Origin of the sequence: Pseudomonas benzenivorans (genome assembly GCF_033547155.1) — a bacterium.
Taxonomy (GTDB): domain Bacteria; phylum Pseudomonadota; class Gammaproteobacteria; order Pseudomonadales; family Pseudomonadaceae; genus Aquipseudomonas; species Aquipseudomonas benzenivorans_B.
In genome coordinates this window covers 859,754-876,384 of the sequence record NZ_CP137892.1, presented here as the reverse complement: position 1 = coordinate 876,384, position 16,631 = coordinate 859,754, and the positions used below count along the sequence as shown (strand labels likewise).

The 16,631-nt window shown below is 69.0% G+C and carries 18 protein-coding genes; 13 read left to right on the top strand and 5 right to left on the bottom strand.

Annotated features, from left to right (window positions below):
• Positions 1 to 51 precede the first annotated feature (51 nt).
• Positions 52 to 525: a WbuC family cupin fold metalloprotein gene (locus tag SBP02_RS04090; protein ID WP_318645125.1), complete on the bottom strand. Its 474-nt coding sequence runs from the start codon at positions 523 to 525 to the stop codon at positions 52 to 54.
• Between the two features lie 4 nt (positions 526 to 529).
• Positions 530 to 1,087, bottom strand: a complete 558-nt coding sequence (locus tag SBP02_RS04085; protein ID WP_318645124.1) for a hypoxanthine-guanine phosphoribosyltransferase — start codon at positions 1,085 to 1,087, stop codon at positions 530 to 532.
• A 258-nt stretch (positions 1,088 to 1,345) separates the two neighbouring features.
• On the opposite strand from SBP02_RS04085, the gene upp reads away from it, so the two are divergent.
• Entirely contained in the window at positions 1,346 to 1,984 is a 639-nt protein-coding gene (gene upp, locus SBP02_RS04080; protein ID WP_318645123.1) for a uracil phosphoribosyltransferase, read from the top strand.
• A 2-nt stretch (positions 1,985 to 1,986) separates the two neighbouring features.
• Positions 1,987 to 3,252, top strand: coding sequence for a uracil-xanthine permease family protein (locus tag SBP02_RS04075; RefSeq protein WP_318645122.1), 1,266 nt, complete (start codon positions 1,987 to 1,989; stop codon positions 3,250 to 3,252).
• Positions 3,253 to 3,308: 56 nt separating this feature from the next.
• Here SBP02_RS04075 and SBP02_RS04070 read toward each other — a convergent pair whose 3' ends face one another.
• The 3 genes from SBP02_RS04070 to SBP02_RS04060 all read right to left on the bottom strand — a co-directional run bounded on the left by SBP02_RS04070 (position 3,309) and on the right by SBP02_RS04060 (position 6,727).
• Entirely contained in the window at positions 3,309 to 4,640 is a 1,332-nt protein-coding gene (locus SBP02_RS04070; protein ID WP_318645121.1) for a spinster family MFS transporter, read from the bottom strand.
• A gap of 146 nt (positions 4,641 to 4,786) precedes the next feature.
• Positions 4,787 to 5,809: a ferrochelatase gene (hemH, locus tag SBP02_RS04065; RefSeq protein ID WP_318645120.1), complete on the bottom strand. Its 1,023-nt coding sequence runs from the start codon at positions 5,807 to 5,809 to the stop codon at positions 4,787 to 4,789.
• Positions 5,810 to 5,821: 12 nt separating this feature from the next.
• Positions 5,822 to 6,727, bottom strand: a complete 906-nt coding sequence (locus SBP02_RS04060) for a TIGR01777 family oxidoreductase (RefSeq protein WP_318645119.1) — start codon at positions 6,725 to 6,727, stop codon at positions 5,822 to 5,824.
• A 200-nt stretch (positions 6,728 to 6,927) separates the two neighbouring features.
• Here SBP02_RS04060 and SBP02_RS04055 point away from each other — a divergent pair, with 200 nt between their 5' ends.
• From SBP02_RS04055 to SBP02_RS04005, 11 genes are all read left to right on the top strand, one after another.
• Positions 6,928 to 7,920: an NAD(P)/FAD-dependent oxidoreductase gene (locus SBP02_RS04055; RefSeq protein ID WP_318645118.1), complete on the top strand. Its 993-nt coding sequence runs from the start codon at positions 6,928 to 6,930 to the stop codon at positions 7,918 to 7,920.
• Positions 7,921 to 7,974: 54 nt separating this feature from the next.
• Positions 7,975 to 8,139, top strand: coding sequence for a TIGR02450 family Trp-rich protein (locus SBP02_RS04050; RefSeq protein WP_318646295.1), 165 nt, complete (start codon positions 7,975 to 7,977; stop codon positions 8,137 to 8,139).
• Positions 8,140 to 8,237: 98 nt separating this feature from the next.
• Positions 8,238 to 9,206, top strand: coding sequence for a YbgA family protein (locus SBP02_RS04045; RefSeq protein WP_318645117.1), 969 nt, complete (start codon positions 8,238 to 8,240; stop codon positions 9,204 to 9,206).
• Positions 9,203 to 10,144, top strand: coding sequence for a MerR family transcriptional regulator (locus SBP02_RS04040; RefSeq protein ID WP_318645116.1), 942 nt, complete (start codon positions 9,203 to 9,205; stop codon positions 10,142 to 10,144). The genes SBP02_RS04045 and SBP02_RS04040 overlap by 4 nt, the downstream gene beginning before the upstream one ends.
• Positions 10,132 to 11,574: a deoxyribodipyrimidine photo-lyase gene (phrB, locus tag SBP02_RS04035; protein WP_318645115.1), complete on the top strand. Its 1,443-nt coding sequence runs from the start codon at positions 10,132 to 10,134 to the stop codon at positions 11,572 to 11,574. Before SBP02_RS04040 ends, phrB begins: the two co-directional genes overlap by 13 nt.
• Positions 11,574 to 11,996, top strand: coding sequence for a nuclear transport factor 2 family protein (locus tag SBP02_RS04030; protein WP_318645114.1), 423 nt, complete (start codon positions 11,574 to 11,576; stop codon positions 11,994 to 11,996). The genes phrB and SBP02_RS04030 overlap by 1 nt, the downstream gene beginning before the upstream one ends.
• On the top strand, positions 11,993 to 12,772 hold the full coding sequence (locus SBP02_RS04025; protein WP_318645113.1) for an SDR family NAD(P)-dependent oxidoreductase: 780 nt from the start codon (positions 11,993 to 11,995) through the stop codon (positions 12,770 to 12,772). Before SBP02_RS04030 ends, SBP02_RS04025 begins: the two co-directional genes overlap by 4 nt.
• A complete protein-coding gene (locus SBP02_RS04020; protein ID WP_318645112.1) occupies positions 12,769 to 14,016 on the top strand; it encodes an NAD(P)/FAD-dependent oxidoreductase in 1,248 nt (415 codons plus the stop codon). The genes SBP02_RS04025 and SBP02_RS04020 overlap by 4 nt, the downstream gene beginning before the upstream one ends.
• Positions 14,016 to 14,816: a DUF1365 domain-containing protein gene (locus SBP02_RS04015; protein WP_318645111.1), complete on the top strand. Its 801-nt coding sequence runs from the start codon at positions 14,016 to 14,018 to the stop codon at positions 14,814 to 14,816. The genes SBP02_RS04020 and SBP02_RS04015 overlap by 1 nt, the downstream gene beginning before the upstream one ends.
• A complete protein-coding gene (locus SBP02_RS04010; RefSeq protein WP_318645110.1) occupies positions 14,803 to 16,077 on the top strand; it encodes a cyclopropane-fatty-acyl-phospholipid synthase family protein in 1,275 nt (424 codons plus the stop codon). Before SBP02_RS04015 ends, SBP02_RS04010 begins: the two co-directional genes overlap by 14 nt.
• Positions 16,070 to 16,594: a DUF2878 domain-containing protein gene (locus SBP02_RS04005; RefSeq protein ID WP_318645109.1), complete on the top strand. Its 525-nt coding sequence runs from the start codon at positions 16,070 to 16,072 to the stop codon at positions 16,592 to 16,594. The genes SBP02_RS04010 and SBP02_RS04005 overlap by 8 nt, the downstream gene beginning before the upstream one ends.
• Positions 16,595 to 16,631 lie beyond the last annotated feature (37 nt).

Genomic DNA, 16,631 nt, shown 5'->3' with positions numbered 1-16,631 from the left:
GCGGCTTGAGCCGTTTAGCCTGCGCAACCGACGAATTCGGCACAGCCGCACTCAGGCGAACTGTCCGCGCATCCAGGCCAGGTACGCGGCCACACCGGCCTCGCCCTCCTGCGGCGCCCAGGGCGCGCGCTCGCCCTCGCCGACCGGCCGGTAGGGCCCGGCCTTGCACTCGAACAGGATGCTGTCGGCCTGCAGCACCACCAGGGCGTGGAACACCCCGGGCGGCAGGTCGACGCCGACGCAGTCGCCGCCGGCCTCCAGCACGCGCTTGCCCTGCAGCGCGCCGGCCTCGTCGAAGATCAGCAGCCCCAGGCGGCCCTTGAGCACCAGCAGGGCCTCGGCCTTGTCCGCCGAGAGGTGGCGGTGCGGCGGAATATAGGTGTCCGGCTGCAGGCCCACGGCCATGCGGTGGCAGGGCTCCTCCATCGCATGGAAGTTGTGGTGCTGGCGCTGGCGCGGGTTGGCCGCCGCCTGCGCGGCCAGTTCGCTGAACAGACGCTGGTCGAGCAGACGTGGCGCGCTCATGACGTTACAGCCCCTTGACCGCGTAGATGCCGGCGGCGTTGCGCCAGTAGCCCTTGTAGTCCATGCCGTAGCCGAAGATGTAGCGGTCGATGCACGGCAGGCCGACGTAATCGGCCTTGAGGTCCGGGCGCGCCTTGCGGTCGTGCTCCTTGTCGATCAGCACCGCGGTGTGCACCGCCGCCGCGCCGGCGTGGCGGCAGAAGTCGATGATGGCGCCGAGGGTGTGGCCCTCGTCGAGGATGTCGTCGATGATCAGCACGTCGCGGTCGATAAAGGAGATTTCCGGCTTGGCCTTCCAGAACAGCTCGCCGCCGCTGGTTTCGTTGCGGTAGCGGCTGGCGTGCAGGTAGGACAGCTCCAGGGGGAAGTCGAGCTTGGGCAGCAGCTTGCCGGAGAAGATCAGGCCGCCGTTCATCACGCAGAACACCACCGGGTTGCGCTCGGCCAGCTGGTCGTTGATCGCCGCGGCGACCCGGTCGATGGCCGCCTCGACTTCGGCTTCGGTGTACAGGCAGTCGGCTTCCGCCATGACTTGGCGAATGTGCGCGAGATCGGCGGGCATGGTGCGTCCTCTTGAGTGAGTGGCCCTGCGCGCGGCAGGGAAGCTGATCGGGTCGTCAAAATAAAAGTCGGCAAAGGTACGCATCCGGCCGCCGCGGGGCAAGCCCCGGCGGACAAACGCGGCCACCCGGCGCTTATCTCGGCGAAACGGGGGATATTAACCGCTATCCCCCGGCAATACTCGGCACGGCGCGCCCCACTTGCCCGGCGCAATGCTTTAATCTAGCGCCATTTTCGCCCGTCCCGCCGGAGAGCCCGCATGTCCATCCTCGAGATCCGCCACCCGCTGATCCGTCACAAGCTCGGCCTGATGCGCCGCGCCGATATCAGCACGAAGAACTTCCGCGAACTGGCCCAGGAAGTCGGCGCCCTGCTGACCTACGAGGCGACCAAGGACCTGCCCCTGGAAAACTACGAGATCCAGGGCTGGGCCGGCACCGTGCAGGTGGAGAAGATCGCCGGCAAGAAGATCACCGTGGTGCCGATCCTGCGCGCCGGCATCGGCATGCTCGACGGCGTGCTCAGCCTGATTCCCGGGGCCAAGGTCAGCGCCGTCGGCGTGGCGCGCAACGAACAGACCCTGCAGGCGCACACCTACCTGGAGAAGCTGGCGCCGGAGATCGACGAGCGCCTGGCGCTGATCATCGACCCGATGCTCGCCACCGGCGGCTCCATGGTCGCCACCATCGACCTGTTGAAGAAGGCCGGCTGCAAGGAAATTCGCGCCATGGTGCTGGTCGCCGCCCCCGAAGGCATCAAGGCGGTGGGCGATGCCCACCCGGACGTGACTATCTTCACCGCCTCGATCGACGAACGCCTCAACGAGCACGGCTACATCATTCCCGGCCTGGGCGATGCCGGCGACAAGATCTTCGGCACCAAGCAGAAGGACGCCTGAGCATGCAGGAGCACATGCAGGACCCCACCTGGCGCCAGGCCCTGGCCGGCTCGCAGATGCTCTTCGTCGCCTTCGGCGCTTTGGTGCTGATGCCGCTGATCACCGGCCTGGACCCCAACGTCGCACTGTTCACCGCGGGCCTGGGCACCCTGATCTTCCAGTTGGTGACCAAGAACCAGGTGCCGGTGTTCCTCGCCTCCAGCTTCGCCTTCATCGCCCCCATCCTGGCGGCGAAAAGCGACTTCGGCCTGCCGGCGACCCTCGGCGGCCTGGTGGCCGCCGGCGGCATGTACATGCTGCTGGCCGGAGCGGTGCGCCTGAAGGGCACCGGCTTCATCGACCGCCTGCTGCCGCCAGTGGTGATAGGTCCGGTGATCATGGCCATCGGCCTGGGCCTGGCGCCGGTCGCCGCCAACATGGCGATGGGCAAGGCCGGCGACGCCAGCGTGCAGCTGGTGCCCTACGACACGGCGCTGATGATCTCGCTGCCGGCGCTGATCACCACCCTGATAGTCGCGGTGGTCGGCCGCGGCCTGTTCCGCCTGATCCCGATCCTCTGCGGCGTCGCCGTGGGCTACGCCCTGGCGGTGCTGCTGGGCGTGGTCGAGTTCAGCGGCGTGGCCGCCGCGCCCTGGCTGGCCATGCCCAACTTCGTCACCCCGGAGCTGCACTGGGGAGCGATCCTGTTCATCCTGCCGGTGGCCATCGCCCCGGCCATCGAGCACATCGGCGACGTGCTGGCGATCGGTACGGTGACCGGCAAGAACTACCTGAAGAAGCCCGGCCTGCACCGCACCCTGCTGGGCGACGGCCTGGCCACCTCGGCCGCCGGCCTGCTCGGCGGCCCGCCCAACACCACCTACTCGGAAGTCACCGGCGCGGTGATGCTGACCAAGAACTTCAACCCCAGGGTGATGGTCTGGGCCGCGCTGATCGCCATGGCCCTGGCCTTCATCGGCAAGTTCGGCGCGGCGCTGCAGAGCATCCCGGTGCCGGTGATGGGCGGCATCCTCTGCCTGCTGTTCGGCTCCATCGCGGTGGTCGGCCTGAATACCCTGATCCGCCACCAGGTCGACCTGTCCGAGGCACGCAACCTGGTGATAGTGGCGGTGACCCTGGTGTTCGGCATCGGCGGCATGGTCATAGGCGCCGGCGACGTCAGCCTCAAGGGCATCTCCCTGTGCGGCATCATCGCCATCCTGCTCAACCTGCTGCTGCCCGGCGGCCAGGGCTGGCGCAGCAAGGCGCTGAGCGACGAGCAGGGCTGATCCCAGCCATAAGAAAGCCCCGCCAAAGCGGGGCTTTCTTATTGTCGCGGCGGTACTCAGGCCGGCTCCGCCGCCCACTGCTGCAGGCGCACCACGCTCTCCCGGTAGGGCTTGAGGCCCTGGGCGAGCAGCAGGATCGAGGAGAATACCGCCAGCGCGCTGACCAGCAGCAGCGAGTAGCGCAGCGCCTGGTCGTCGCCGAAGCCGTAGTCGGTGACCAGCGCCACCGCCGTGGGTCCCAGGCCCAGGCCGATCAGGGTGATGACGAACAGGTAGATGGCCGAGGCCTGGCCGCGCATGGTGTTGGGCATGATCTCCTGGATCGCCGCCGGGGCCACGCCGAACGGCATGCTCAGGCAGAACACGGTCGGCGCCATCAGCACGGCGGCCCACACGCCGCTGTCCACCAGCGGGAAGCTCAGCACGCAGGGCACCGCGGCGATCGCGGCATACAGGCCGACGCGCATGTTGGCGTCGCTGCGCCCGTGCCGGGCCATCCAGTCGGCCAGGCGCCCGCCGAAGACGATGCCCAGGCAGCCGAACAGCGCCACGATGCCGCCGTAGACGATGCCCACCTGGCCGGCATCCCAGCCATGGGTGCGGATAAAGAAGGTCGGCACCCAGGCGGCGCTGCCGTAGCCGGCGAACGACAGGCCGGCGAAGCCGAAGTTGTGACACAGCACGGTGCGTCGGTTGGCGCGGATATAGCGGCCGACATCGGCCAGCGGCACCGCCACCCCGGCCCCGACGCCACGGCGCGCCGGCTCGCGGACCGCCAGCAGCAGCAGGCTGAACAGCACCCCGGCGGCGCCCAGCGCCAGGAAGATCAGCTGCCAGGGGCGCACCTCGCCGAGCACCGGCAACAGCACGTCGCCCTGGGCCGAAGCCAGCTTGATCACCAGGCCACCGAGCAGGAAGGCCAGCCCCGAGCCCAGGTAGACGCCCATGGAGTAGACGCTGATGGCGGTGGCCCGGCGCTCGGCGGGGAAGCTGTCGGCGATCAGCGAATAGGCCGCCGGCGACAGGGCCGCTTCGCCGACACCGACGCCGATGCGGCACAGCAGGAACTGCCAGTACAGCCTGGCCATGCCGCAGGCGGCGGTGGCGGCGCTCCAGAACAGCACGCCGAGGGCGATCAGCCCGCGCCGGCTGCGGGTATCGGCCAGGCGTCCCAGAGGAATGCCGCAGACGGTGTAGAACAGGGCGAAGGACAGACCCATCAGCAGGCTCATCTGGGTGTCGCTGATCAACAGGTCGCGGCGGATCGGTCCGACCAGCAGGTTGAGGATCTGCCGGTCGATGAAGGACAGCACGTAGGCCACCATGAGGATGGCGACGGTGGCCCAGGCACGGGCGCTGGAGGGGTAGCCGTTATTGTTGTTATGCACGGACGCTCTCCTCGGCACCGCTGCGGCGATGCGCGATGGTTGAAGGTCGCGCCAGCTTAGGTTGATATAGGCCGCATTGAGTATGCTCGCCCCCTCTTATCAGTCAGGCGAATAAAACGCCTGACTGCAGACTGATGACGCCGGGCCTAGAGCATCATCGGGGCGCGCTCGCACAGCCGCGCGAGGGCGGCCACCCAGCTCGGGTGAGCGTTGAGGCAGGGCACCAGCTCCAGGCTCTCGCCGCCGGCCGCCTGGAACTGCTCGCGGCCGCGGTCGCCGATCTCCTCCAGGGTCTCGATGCAGTCGGCGACGAAGGCCGGGCACATCACCAGCAGCTTCTTCACCCCCTGCCCGGCCAACTCGTCCAGGCGGGTCTCGGTGTAGGGCTCGATCCACTTGGCCTTGCCCAGGCGCGACTGGAAGGCCACCGACCACTGCTCGGGCTTGAGGCCCAGGCGCGCAGCGAAGGCCTCGGCGCTGCGCAGGCACTGGGCGCGGTAGCAGCCGGCGAGCACCTCCGGCGAGGCCGTGCGGCAGCAGTCGGCGCCCTTCAGGCAGTGGCCGCTGGGGTCGAGCTTGTGCAGGTGACGCTCCGGCAGGCCGTGGAAGCTCAGCAGCAGGTGGTCGAAGCCCTGCTGCAGATGGGGCCTGGCGCTGTCGACCAGGGCGTCGAGGTACTCCGGCTGGTCGTAGAACGGCGGCAGGATCGACAGCTGCAGCTTCAGGCCCTGGTCACGCAGCACCCGCTTGACCTCCTCGACCACGGTGGTCACGGTGCTGTCGGCGAACTGCGGATAGAGCGGCGCCAGGGTCACCCGGCGGATGCCCCGGGCGGCCAGGCGAGTCAGCACCGACTCGATCGACGGCTCGCCGTAGCGCATCGCCAGCTCGACCGGGCCGTGGGGCCAGTGCTCCTCCATCGCCTGCTGCAGGCGCCGGCTCAGCACGATCAGCGGCGAGCCCTCGTCCCACCAAATCGAGGCATAGGCATGGGCCGACTGCGCCGGACGCCTGAGCAGGATCAGCGACACCAGCAGGCGGCGCAGCGGCCAGGGCAGGTCGACCACATAGGGGTCCATGAGGAATTGATTGAGGTAACGACGCACATCGGCCACGTCGGTCGAGGCCGGAGAACCCAAGTTGACCAGCAACAAGGCGTGATCGGTCATAAACAGTCCTATTCAATGGTGGTCGGCCAGAATGTCCTCGAGGGCCGCATCCAGATCGGTAAAGCGAAATCGGAAGCCCGCCTCGCCCAGGCGCACCGGCAGCGCCCGCTGGCCACCCAGCAGCAGGCCGGACAGCTCGCCCAGGGTGACGCGCAAGACGAAGGCCGGCGCCGGCAGGATGGCCGGACGGTGCAGGGCGCGGCCCAGGGCGCTGGCGAACTCGGCGTTGCGCACCGGCTGCGGGGCGCAGGCATTATAGGGACCACTGGCCTGTTGCTGGAGCATAAGAAAATCGATCAGGGCGATTTGGTCGGCCAGGTGGATCCAGGGCATCCACTGTCGGCCGTCGCCCAGGGGGCCGCCGAGGCCCAGCTTGAACGGCAGCAACAGGCGCTTGAGCATGCCACCGTCCCGCGCCAGCACCAGGCCGGTACGCACCAGCACCACGCGGAGCCCCAGGGCCTCGGCGCGCTGCGCGGTTTCCTCCCAGGCACCGCACAGCTGGGCGGCGAAATCATCGGTAACCTGCGGCGTATCCTCATGCAGCTCGCGCTCGCCGCCGTCGCCGTACCAGCCCACCGCGGAGCCGGACACCAGCACCCGGGGCTTCTGCTCGCGCCGCCCCAGCCAGGCCAGCAACTGCTCGGTGAGACCGATCCGGCTGGCCCACAACAGGGTCTTGCGCTTGCGCGTCCAGGGCCGATCGGCGATCGGCGCGCCCGCCAGGTTGATCACCGCATCCAGCGGCTCCTCGCCCAGCTCCTCGAGGCGGCCGATGCCGCGCACCTCGGCGCCACACAGGCTCGACACCCGCTGCGGGCTGCGGCTCCACACCGTCAGCCGATGGCCCTGGGTCAGCCAGTAACGGCACAGGGCGCGACCCATCAGGCCAGTACCGCCTGTCAGCAATATGTGCATGGCATCTTCCTCGCATGGCGTAACACCGGGTTATCGCCCTAGTCTGATTTATAGCGCTGGCACGTGCCTTTTATCCCGAGGCAGGTTGTCCTAAATAATAGAGAGACGAGAAAAGAACTGCGCATACTTTATACATAACTACAATATCGTATAGCTTTTGTCTAAAGCGCAGCCTGCCGCTCTAGCACACGAGGTAGACCATGACAGCAATCGCCCCCATCGCCATCATCGGCACCGGAATTGCCGGATTGTCGGCCGCCCAGACCCTGCACGCCGCAGGCTACGAGCTGCAGCTGTTCGACAAGAGCCGCGGCAGCGGCGGGCGCATGTCCAGCAAGCGCAGCGACGCCGGCGCCCTCGACCTGGGCGCGCAGTACTTCACCGCCCGCGACCGCCGCTTCGTCGAGGCGGTGCAGCACTGGCAAGCCCGCGGCTGGGTCGCCGAATGGCAGCCGAGCCTCTACCACTACCGCGACGGCCAGTTGAGCGCCTCACCAGACGAGCAGCTGCGCTGGGTCGGCATCCCGCGCATGAGCGCCATCACCCGCGCCCTGCTCGGGGCACTGCCGGTGCACTTCTCCTGCCGCATCACCGAGGTGTTTCGCGGCGAGCAGCACTGGCACCTGCAGGACGCCGACGGCGGCAGCCACGGCCCCTTCAGCCATGTCGTGATCGCCACCCCGGCGCCCCAGGCCAGCGCCCTGCTGGCCAGCGCGCCGAAGCTCGCCGCCGCCGCCGCCGGCGTGCCGATGGAGCCGACCTGGGCCGCCGCCCTGGCCTTCGACAGCCCCCTGCAGACCAAGGTGGAGGGCTGTTTCGTGCACGACAGCCCGCTCGACTGGCTGGCCCGCAACCGCAGCAAGCCCGGTCGCGAAACCACCCTGGACACCTGGGTGCTGCATGCCAGCAGCAGCTGGAGCAAGCAGCACCTCGACCTGCCCAAGGAGGAGGTGGTCGAACAGCTGCTTGGCGCCTTCGCCGAGATGATCGGCTGCACCCTGCCCGCTCCGACCTTCAGCCTCGCCCACCGCTGGCTCTATGCCCGCCCGGGCGCCGCCCACCAATGGGGCGCCCTGGCCGATGCCGACCTGGGCCTCTACGCCTGCGGCGACTGGTGCCTGTCCGGCCGGGTCGAAGGCGCCTGGCTGAGCGGCCAGGAAGCGGCGCACAAGCTGATCGGCCATCTGCAATGAACCCCGGCCGCGCGACACTGCGCGGCCGCCTCCGGACCACGCCCCCGCCAGCGCATCAACCCGCGCACACCGCTGCCATCCAAGTGGACGGCGCGACAGCCGCACAATCGCGAGAAGCCCTTCCCGGTCATCGAGCTCGTGCGCGACGAACAGGATGAGGTCGTAGCCGTCGAGCTGCCGCCTACACAGTCAGCGCCAGCCCCTAATACCTATACGTAAATTGTACAAAATACTTGTACAAGAAACCTCGCGCGCCTATGCTGAACGAAAGCTGTACAGAAAAATATATCTGTACAGGTATTCGCAGGAGGTTGCCCATGCCCACCATCCAAGCCCCCCAGCACAAACCCAAGCTCGGCATCAGCGCCTGCCTGCTGGGCGCCGAAGTGCGCTTCAACGGCGGGCACAAGGAATCGCGTCTGTGCAGCCAGGTGCTCGGCGAGCACTTCGACTTCGTCCCCCTGTGCCCTGAGGTCGCCATCGGCCTCGGCACACCGCGCGAACCCATCCGCCTGGTCGGCAATCCCCAGGCCCCGCGGGCAGTGGGTTCGGTCAACGCCGAACTGGACGTCACCGAACGCCTGGCCGCCTACGGCGCGCGCATCGCCGAGCAGCTGGACGGCATCAGCGGCTACATCCTGATGCAGAAATCGCCCTCGTGCGGCATGCAGCGGGTCAAGGTCTATCAGGACGGCGGCCGCCCCAGCGAACCCACCGGTCGCGGCATCTTCGCCGCGGCGCTGATGGCCCGACACCCCGACCTGCCGGTGGAGGAGGATGGCCGGCTCAACGACCCAGTGCTGCGCGAGAACTTCCTCACCCGGGTGTTCGCCTATGCCGAGTGGCAGCGCCTGCTGCGCGAGGGCCTGACGCGCCGGGCGCTGATTGCCTTCCACTCGCGCTACAAGTACCTGCTGATGGCCACCGCGCCGCTGCAGTACCGGGCCCTAGGCCGCCTGCTCGGCGACCTCGCCCGGCATGACCTGGCGGAGCTGGCGCCGCGCTATTTCCGCGAGCTGATGACCGCCTTGAAGCAATGCGCCACCCGCGGCACCCACAGCAACGTGCTGCAACACCTGAGCGGCTACCTCAAGCGCGGCCTGAGCCCGGACGAGCGCCAGGAGCTGCACGCGCTGATCGGTCAATACCGCGGCGGCATCGTGCCGCTGGTGGTGCCCCTGACCCTGCTCAAGCACCACCTGCGTCGTCATCCGGATGCCTACCTGGCGCAGCAGGCCTACCTGCAGCCCCATCCGGAAAACCTCGGCCTGCGCAACGCGCTATGAACGGCGCAGGCACCGAGCGGGATACCCTGGGCGAGGGCCTGCTGCCGATCCGCGAGGTGGCGCGGCTGACCGGCGTCAACGCCGTCACCCTGCGCGCCTGGGAGCGCCGCTATGGCCTGATCCTGCCGCAGCGCACGGCCAAGGGCCATCGCCTCTACTCCGCGGCGCACATCGCGCGGGTCCAGGCGATCCTCGGTTGGCTCGAGCGCGGCGTCTCGGTCAGCCAGGTCAAGGGCCTGCTGCAAGCGCAACGCAGCGCGCCGGAGGAAAACCTGTCGCAGTGGGATCAGAAGCGCGCTCAGCTGCTGACGGCTATCGGCGACCTGGCCGAGCGCCGGCTGGACGACTGCTTCAACGGCGAGATGGCCCTGTATCCGCCGCAGACCCTGTGCCTGCAACTGCTGCTGCCGCTGCTGGAGACCCTGGAGTCGCGTTGGCACGGCCAGGCCGGCGCGGAACTGGAGCGGGTGTTCTTCCTCTCCTGGCTGCGCAGCAAGCTGGGCGCCCGGCTGTACCACAACAACCGGTTGCACGGCGGCGCGCCGGTGCTGCTGATCAACCTGAGCGACCGTCCGATGGAGCCCGGCCTGTGGCTCAGCGCCTGGCTGGCCAGCGGCGCCGGGCATGCGGTGGAAGTGTTCGACTGGCCGGTGCCGGCCGCCGAACTGGGCCTGGCCGTCGAGCGCATCCGCCCCTGCGCCCTGCTGCTGTACGCCAGCCAGGCCCTCGACGGCCAGCAGTTGCCGCGCCTGCTCGGCGCCGGCCGCTGCCCCACGGTGCTGGCCGGGCCGGTGGTACGCATTCATCGCCAGGCCCTGGCCGAACTGACCGCCGCGCGCACCGACCTGCGCCTGGCGCAAGACCCACTGGAGGCGCTGCAAGCGCTGCACCAGCTCAACCTACAGGCCCCTTCACAGGTGACCCCATGCGGCAACTGATCTGGCTGCGCAGCGACCTGCGCGTACGCGACAACAGCGCCCTGGCCGCCGCCATGGCGGCCGGGCCGACCGTGGCGCTCTACCTGCTCAGCCCCGGCCAGTGGCGCCAGCACGACGACGCAACCTGCAAGGTCGACTTCTGGCTGCGCAACCTGACCGAGCTGTCCAGCGCCCTGGGCAGGCTCAACGTGCCCCTGCTGATCCGCCAGGCGCCTACCTGGGACGAGGCCCCGCAGGTGATTGCCAAGCTGTGCCGCGAGTTGCGGGTCGCCGCCGTGCGGGTCAACGAGGAGTACGGGATCAACGAGCAGCGCCGCGACCAGGCCGTGGCCCGGCGCCTCGACGAACAGGGCGTGGCCTTCCACGGTTACCTCGATCAGCTGTTGTTCCAGCCGGGCAGCCTGCTGACCCAGTCCGGTGGCTACTTCAAGGTCTACAGCCAGTTCCGCAAGCTCTGCTACCAGCGCCTGCACACCGCCCTGCCGCCCCTGCTTCCGACCCCGGCGGCGCAGGCGCCCCTGGCGCTCGCGAGCGATACCGTGCCCGCCGCTGCCGCGGGTTTCAGCCCGGCGGACGAGACGCTGCGCCAGCTCTGGCCGGCCGGCGAGGCCAGCGCCCATGAGCGCCTGGCACGCTTCGCCGACGAGCAGATCGACTACTACCAGGACGCCCGCGACATCCCCGCCCAGCCCGGCACCAGCCAGCTGTCGGCCTACCTCGCCGCCGGCGTGCTGTCGCCGCGCCAGTGCCTGCACGCCGCCCTGCAGGTCAATCGGGGCGAGTTCGATGGCGGCAACAACGGCGTCGTCACCTGGATCAACGAGCTGCTCTGGCGCGAGTTCTACAAGCACATCCTGGTCGGCTACCCGCGCGTCTCGCGGCACCGCGCCTTCCGCCCGGAGACCGAGGCGCTGCCCTGGCGCGACGCCCCGGACGAGCTGGCCGCCTGGCAACAGGGCCGCACCGGCTTCCCGCTGATCGACGCGGCGATGCGCCAGCTGCACGCCACCGGCTGGATGCACAACCGCCTGCGCATGGTCGTGGCCATGTTCCTGACCAAGAACCTACTGATCGACTGGCGCGTCGGCGAGCGCTACTTCATGCGCCAGCTGATCGACGGCGACCTGGCGGCCAACAACGGCGGCTGGCAATGGAGCGCCTCCACCGGCACCGACGCGGTGCCCTACTTCCGTCTGTTCAACCCGGTCAGCCAGTCGCAGCGCTTCGACCCCCAGGGCCGCTTCATCCGCCACTGGCTGCCGGAGCTGGCCGGGCTCGACGACAAGGCCATCCATGAGCCGAGCAGGGTGCGTGGCGGGCTGTTCGACGCGCTCGACTATCCACGGCCGATCGTCGACCTGGGCCACAGTCGCGAACGGGCCCTGGCGGCCTTCAAGAACCTGCCGCCGCTGCACCAGGAGGCCAGCTGATGAGCGACTTCCTGCGCCGCTTCGCCAAGGACTTCGCCGCCCTGAACAAGGACAACCTCGAGCGCCTGGGCCGGCTGTACAGCGACGACGCGCTGTTCTGCGACCCGCTGCACGAGGTGCGCGGGCTGGACAACCTGCGCCGCTACTTCGCCCGGCTGTACGCCAACGTCAGCGACCTGCGCTTCGACTTCCATGGCTTCGACCAGGTCCGCGAGGGCGAGGGCTACCTGCGCTGGACCCTGAGCTATCGCCATCCACGCCTGGCCGGTGGCCAGCTGATCCGGGTGGAGGGCTGCTCCCATCTGTTGTGGAACGGCAAGGTCCATCGCCACCGCGACTATTTCGACGCCGGCGCCCTGCTCTACGAGCACGCGCCCCTGATCGGCCGGCTGATCCGCTGGCTGCAGCGGAGGTTGGCATGAACAGCGAATCGCGACGCATCTGGCTCACCGGCGCCAGCAGCGGCATCGGCGCCGCCCTGGCCGAACTGCTGCTCAAGGCTGGCCACCGCCTGGCCCTCAGCGCGCGCCGCCCAGGTCCACTGCGGGCCCTGGCCGACCGTTATCCACAACAGGTGCTGCTGGTCCCCGGCGATCTCGGCGACGCCGAGCAGGTGCGCGACATCGGCGAGCGCATCGCTTCGCGCTGGGGTGCCCTGGATACCCTGCTGCTCAATGCCGGCACCTGCGAGTACGTCGATGCCCGGACCTTCGAGGCGGCGATGATCGAGCGGGTGATGCGGGTCAATCTGTTCGCCGCCGGCTACTGCATCGAGACCGCCCTGCCGCTGCTGCGCCGCGGCTGGCAGCCGCACCTGGTCGGCGTCGGCAGCTCGGTGACCTACCTGGCCCTGCCCCGCGCCGAAGCCTACGGCGCCTCCAAGGCCGGCCTGCGCTACCTGCTGGAGGCGCTGCGCATCGACCTGGCCGACGAAGGCATCGACGTCACGTTGGTCAGCCCCGGCTTCGTCGACACCCCCCTGACCCGGCAGAACGACTTCCCCATGCCGATGCGCTGGCCGGTGCAGCGGGCCGCCGCCCATATCGCCAGCCGCCTGGACCAGCGACCACTGGAGATCGCCTTCCCGCGGCCGTTCATCGCCGCCCTGCGGCTGCTCGCCCACCTGCCGGGGCGCCTGCAACTGGCCATCGGCCGACGCATGGCGCGCCGCGCCACAACGCCTACGGAGCGCCCATGAAGATCGCCATCATCGGCAGCGGCATCGCCGGTCTGACCAGCGCCTACCTGCTCAACCGGCGTCACGCCATCAGCCTGTTCGAGGCCGGCGACTGGGTCGGCGGCCATACCCATACCGTCGATGTGCGGGTGGACGGTCGCGACTACGCCATCGATACCGGCTTCATCGTGTTCAACGACTGGACCTATCCCAACTTCATCCGCCTGCTCGACCGGCTCGGCGTCGCCTCCAGAGCCACCGAGATGAGCTTCTCGGTGCGCGATCCGCACAGCGCCGTGGAATACAACGGCAACAACCTCAACAGCCTGTTCGCCCAGCGCCGCAACCTGCTGTCGCCGCCGTTCTGGGGCATGCTGCGCGACATCCTGCGCTTCAACCGCGAAGCCCTCGCCGACCTCGGCGACGGACGCCTGGCCGCCCATACCACCCTGGGCGACTACCTGAGCCAGGGCGGCTACGGCCGGCGTTTCATCGAGCACTACATCGTGCCGATGGGCGCGGCGATCTGGTCCATGTCCCTGGCCGAGATGCTCCACTTCCCCCTGCAGTTCTTCGTGCGCTTCTTCAAGAACCACGGCCTGCTGTCGGTCAGCGACCGCCCGCAATGGCGGGTGATCGAAGGCGGTTCGCGCAGCTACGTGGCGCCGCTGAGCGCCCCCTTCGCCGAGCGCATCCGCCTGAACTGTCCGGTGCAGCGCATCGAGCGCGACGAGGCGGGCGTGACCCTGCACAGCGCCGCCGGCACGGAACGCTTCGACAAGGTGGTGCTGGCCTGCCACAGCGACCAGGCCCTGGCCCTGCTGGCCCAGCCGAGCCAGGCCGAGCGGGAGATCCTCGGCGCCCTGCCCTATGCCGACAACGATGTGGTGCTGCACACCGACACCCGCCTGCTGCCCCGGCGCCGCCTGGCCTGGGCCAGCTGGAACTATCGCCTGGGCGGGCCGAGCGAGCAGGCGGCGGCGGTGACCTACAACATGAACATCCTGCAGGGCATCCAGAGCGACACCACCTTCTGCGTCAGCCTCAACCAGACCGCGGCGATCGATCCGGACAAGATCCTCGGCCGCTACCGCTACGCCCATCCGCAGTACAGCCTGGCCGGCATGGCCGCCCAGGCGCGCTGGCAGGAGCTGCTCGGCGCCCAGCACAGCTACTACTGCGGTGCCTACTGGGCCAACGGCTTCCACGAGGACGGGGTGGTCAGCGCCCTGCGCGTGGCCCGCGCCTTCGGCGAGGCGCTCTGATGCACAGCGCCCTGTACAGCGGCTGGGTGCAGCACCGGCGCTTCGCCCCCAGGAGCCATAGCTTCCGCTACCGCATGGGCCTGCTGTACCTGGACCTGGCCGAGCAGCAGCAGGTGCTGGCGCTGTCTCCCCTGGCCGGCGGCGGGCGCTGGGCGCCCTTCGCCTTCCGCGAAAGCGACTACCTGCCCGAGCTCACCCGGCACGGCATACGCCTGATCGACGCGGTGCGCCAGCGGGTCGCCGAGGCTCTGGGTGAGGCGCCCCAGGGTGCGATCCGCCTGCTGACCCAGCCGCGCAGCTGGGGCCTGGCGTTCAATCCGGCGAGCTTCTTCTACTGCTTCGAGGCGGACGGGCGCCTGGCGGCGGTCCTCTGCGAGGTCAGCAACACGCCCTGGCGCGAGCGTTACCACTACGTGCTGCCGGTACAAGGCGCGGGCCGTCAGCACGTCGCCGTGGCCAAAGCCTTCCACGTCTCGCCCTTCCTGCCCCGCGACCTGCAATACCGCATGAGCTTCGCCGCGCCCGGCCAGCGCCTGGGCCTGCACATGGCCGACTGGCAGGGCGAGAACAAGCTGTTCGACGCCAGCCTCAGCCTGCACCGCGAGCCCCTCGACCGCGCCAGCCTGCATCGCTACCTGCTGCGCTTCCCCTGGATGACCGGCAAGACCCTCGCCGCCATCTACTGGCAGGCCCTGCGCCTGCTGCTCAAACGCACGCCCCTGTTCAGCCACCAGGTCGCCGACGACGGCTTCCGCACGGCCCGGGCACACGCGAAGGACCTCTCCCATGAAAAGCTCTAGCCCAACCACCGGCAAATACTCCCTGGTCGCCGGCCAGGGCCTCGGCGCCGGCCTGCTGCGCCGCGCCGTGCTGCACCAGCTGAGCCAGCTGCGCCATGGCCACCTGCTGATCATCGAGGGCGGGCAGCGCCTGGCGTTCGGCGACCCGCAGGCCAGTCTCAGCGCGCAGATCGAGGTGCTCGACGGCGCCGTCTGGGGCCTGGTTGCCGGCAACGGCTCGATTGGCGCGGGCGAGGCCTACATCCATGGCTACTGGAGCAGCCCGGACCTGACCGCGGTAGTGCGCGTGTTCGTCAGCAACCTCGAGGTGCTCGATGCCCTGGAGGGCGGCCTGGCCCGCCTCGGCCGGCCGCTGATCCAGGGCCTGCACTGGCTCAACCGCAACACCCGGCGCGGCTCGCGCAAGAACATCGCCGCCCACTACGATCTGGGCAACGCGCTGTTCGAGCAGTTCCTCGACTCGACCATGATGTATTCGGCGGCGCAGTTCGAGGGCCCCGACGACAGCCTGGAACAGGCCCAGCTGAACAAGCTCGAACGCATCTGCCGCAAGCTGGCGCTGCGCCCCACCGACCACCTGCTGGAGATCGGCAGCGGCTGGGGCAGCATGGCCATCTATGCCGCCAGCCACTATGGCTGCAAGGTGACCACCACCACCCTGTCCCGCGAGCAGCACGACTACTGCGCCCGACGCATCGCCGAACAGGGCCTGGGCGAGCGCATCACCCTGCTGCTGGAGGACTACCGCGACCTCGCCGGCCAGTACGACAAGCTGGTGTCGATCGAGATGATCGAGGCGGTCGGCCACCGCTTCCTGCCCACCTACTTCCAGCAGTGCGCGAAACTGCTCAAGGACGATGGCCTGATGCTGCTGCAGGCCATCACCATCCGCGACCAGCGCTACGAGCAGGCCAGGCGCAGCGTCGACTTCATCCAGCGCTACATCTTCCCTGGCGGCGCCCTGCCCTCGCTGCAGAAGATGCTGGAGATAGTCGGCAACCGCACCGACCTGAACCTGCAGCACATGGAGGATTTCGGCCTGCATTACGCGCGCACCCTGCGCCTGTGGCACGCCAACCTGCGCCAAGCGCGGCACAGACTGGAACGGCTCGGCTACGACGAGCACTTCTATCGGTTGTGGGAGTTCTACCTGTGCTATTGCGAGGGCGGCTTCATCGAGCGCACCATCGGCACCGCCCAACTGCTGCTGGCCAAGCCGGCGGCGCGACCGCAACCCCTACTGGGACGCCTGGATGTCTAAACCGATCGTCAACGCCCTGCTGTTCCAGCTCGGCTGGCTGGCCTGCGTGCTGGGCGGCGGCCCCTGGCTGTGGCTGGTGCTGCCGATCCTCGCAGTGCACCTGCTGTGGACCGCCAGCTGGGCCGCCGAGGGCAAGCTGCTGCTCAGCGTGTTCCTCGCCGGTAGCGCCCTGGACAGCTTCCTGCTCAACCTCGGGGTGTTCGACTTCGGCGAGCCACGCACCCTGATTCCGCTGTGGCTGGCGCTGCTCTGGCTGCTGCTGGCGACCACCCTCAACCACTGCCTGGCCTGGACGGCGCAACCCTGGTGGCGAGGCAGCCTGCTCGGCGCCGTCGGCGGACCGCTGTCCTACTACGCCGGCGCCCAGCTGGCCGGCGTCGGCCTACCCTATGGCACCTGGCCGACCCTGGCCTTGCTGGCCCTGCTCTGGGCCCTGGTGATGCCTGTGCTGCACGGCTTCGCCAAACTCTATCGCAGCCAGTACCAGCAGAGCCTGAAGGCGCGCCGGTCGGGCTGAGCGGCGCGCCGGCGAGGGCTGGCGTACACTGCGGGCC